This is a genomic window from Mesorhizobium sp. M1E.F.Ca.ET.063.01.1.1, assembly GCF_003998155.1.
GTDB lineage: Bacteria > Pseudomonadota > Alphaproteobacteria > Rhizobiales > Rhizobiaceae > Mesorhizobium.
Genome location: NZ_RZSC01000863.1, coordinates 1 through 2,298, shown reverse-complemented (window position 1 = coordinate 2,298; position 2,298 = coordinate 1). Strand labels below are relative to the sequence as shown.

Sequence of the window (2,298 nt, the reverse complement as noted above, 5' to 3'; positions counted from 1 at the left end):
GGATTGGTCTTGAGCATCGCACGATGCACGCCGACCTTACCTCTTTGGGCACAGGTACGATGGCAGGGAAGGACCAGGCACCCGGTGCCTCAGCGGCCGAGTTTTGGCCGTACCGCAACCAGATGCTGGTGACGCTTGCGGCGATGAAATTCATGCCCGAGGGTTTAACCGAGATCATTCTCGGTTCTGTGTCGACGGACCAGCACGCCGATGGAAAAGCGCCGTTTCTGAGGGCGCTCGATCGCACCCTCGCGCTTCAGGAGGGGAATGTGCACGTCAGCGCGCCGGCACGACGAATGTCGACAAAGACGCTTCTGCGCAACTCAGGTTTCCCGTACGAACTGATCGGTCTCACCTTTTCCTGTCATGTCCACGAGTATGCCTGTGGTCAGTGCAATGGCTGCCTCAAGCATCGCGAGTGCGTGGAGACGACTTACCCTCGGCCTAAGAGAGGAGCCGCCTGATGGGAGGCTATGCACCGAGTGGCGCCCGGCAGGCGGCGACTAATCGTAAGCCGGTGGTGCTCGAAGACGGCTGCGATCTGAGTTTCGAACTGGATCTCGTAGGTTTCCGACCGAACGAGGTACCAGGACTGGAGAAGGGCGACGAGCTCCTCGTTCAGATTTCGGTGAATGGCCAGTGGCGCAGCCTCGTTTGCGCAACGAATGCCGGTGCGATCGTGGGCACGCTCGCGGCGTTTCAAGGTCTGGCACAGCTGATCGGCTGCGTTGAGGGTGGGGCGCGCTACATCGCGACTATACAGTTCGTGTCAGCCTCTCGGTGTTCTGTAGCGGTGATGAGGGCATAATGATTATTGCCGGCTCGACCTATCTTGAACGCTGCCAATATCCCAAGTGGGAACGGTTGTTCGGATCGGGGATGCGCGCAGCCATCGCGGCCAGCGGGCTTTGGCACGAAACCGTCCTTCATTCCTACGTTCCGTCGGTCTGGAGGAATGATGCCGAGGCGACACTCTCCAGTTTTGGAATCGTCGGCAACTTGGCGCCGACGAAGCACGAGTTGATTTTCGAGTATCTCGATACGCTGCAGAAGTCGTTCATTCCTGACGCGCTGGACGCAGATCAGCAGGAAGCACCCTTGCAAGTGAAAGGCGACGTTGTGTTGCGCTTCGGGTTCATGGAGGGAAGCGCAAAGGTGGAAGGCAGAACTGTCGTCTACGACCCGCAGAATTCCTATGAGCCATACCACGAAAACGGATCGACGGCTGAGAGGCTAGCGATGATCGTGTCGACTGAGGAGCTCCTTGGTTTCGGCGGCTTCGAGCGCGGGGCGATGCCAACTCCGGAGAAACTTACGCAGGCAGCCGACAACATTTTTGATTCAAAGCCGTCTCCACAGGTTCTGCTGTGCCGTGATCGGTTGGGAGGTATCCAGGTGTTCTTCGGCGGCCCTCCCATTTCCATTCCCAGCTACAACGCTGAGAGTTACTTCCGTATCGGCGTCGGCGACGTTCTTGCAGCCGCCTTTGCGCATGCGTGGGGTGAACGCGGACTAGAGCCGGTGGAAGCAGCTGATTTTGCGGCGAGGAGCATCGCACATTTCATCGAGGATGCTCGACTGCCTCTGCTTCCTCCGGAGAATCTGAATAAGCTTCGTGTCAGTCGGAAGAATGAACAACGCTTGCGGGTCCTTGGTGTAGGCCGCTTCGAGGCAAAGTCGCTGGTAGTTCAAACGCAAGGTTGGATCGAGACTCTTGGCGGAGCGCCAGCCTTCGCATTCATAGACCAAGACCAGGCTAAAGGGCCGATCGACCTCCTGATCATGGGATCAAACGAGAACATCGCACTCAGCGCAGGAATTCGTGAGCAGGTAGGGGAGCCGAAGGTTGTGTTCTGGCCCGAACGCGATCGGCGCACGGTTGAGATGTGCTTCCCAGCTTCGCGCATCGCGGGCGATTATCCGACCGCGCTGTACCACGCGATGAAGGTCCCATCGCAATGACATCGCCGCCTCGGAAGACATCGCCCTACGTGGCCGACAGACGTCCGCACGGCGCACCCGGCCCGGAAAAGTTTGAAGGGATGGTACGGGAAACCCAGGCGCGGTGGATGAAATTCATCGAGTTCATTGACGCGAAGGCGCATCCGATGCGCGTTTTTCGCGGATGTGGCTCGGTATTGCACGAGCACATTCCGACCGTTGGACGACCACCTGCGGTGTACTCTGCTATTAACGAGGAACGAGTCTTTCGCGCATTTCAGCAGTCCGCCGAGCCGATGTTCCAGTTGCCCGTCACCGGCACCTGGAATTGGCTTGCCGTTGCTCAGCACCATGGCC

Annotated in this window: 4 protein-coding genes; all 4 read left to right on the top strand. The window is 58.6% G+C overall.

Annotation, left to right across the window (positions count from 1 at the left end; genetic code table 11):
• A partial coding sequence (locus tag EOA29_RS33505; protein WP_127222207.1) for a 7-cyano-7-deazaguanine synthase occupies positions 1 to 464 on the top strand: 464 nt, incomplete at its 5' end.
• The gene (locus EOA29_RS33500; RefSeq protein ID WP_127222206.1) at positions 464 to 808 is read left to right on the top strand and encodes a hypothetical protein; all 345 of its coding nucleotides are present in this window, start codon (positions 464 to 466) and stop codon (positions 806 to 808) included. The genes EOA29_RS33505 and EOA29_RS33500, both read left to right, overlap by 1 nt.
• On the top strand, positions 808 to 1,962 hold the full coding sequence (locus tag EOA29_RS33495; RefSeq protein ID WP_127222205.1) for a hypothetical protein: 1,155 nt from the start codon (positions 808 to 810) through the stop codon (positions 1,960 to 1,962). Before EOA29_RS33500 ends, EOA29_RS33495 begins: the two co-directional genes overlap by 1 nt.
• Positions 1,963 to 2,069: 107 nt before the next feature.
• Positions 2,070 to 2,298, top strand: a 229-nt coding sequence (locus EOA29_RS33490; RefSeq protein ID WP_127222204.1) for an FRG domain-containing protein, incomplete at its 3' end; no start/stop codon positions are given.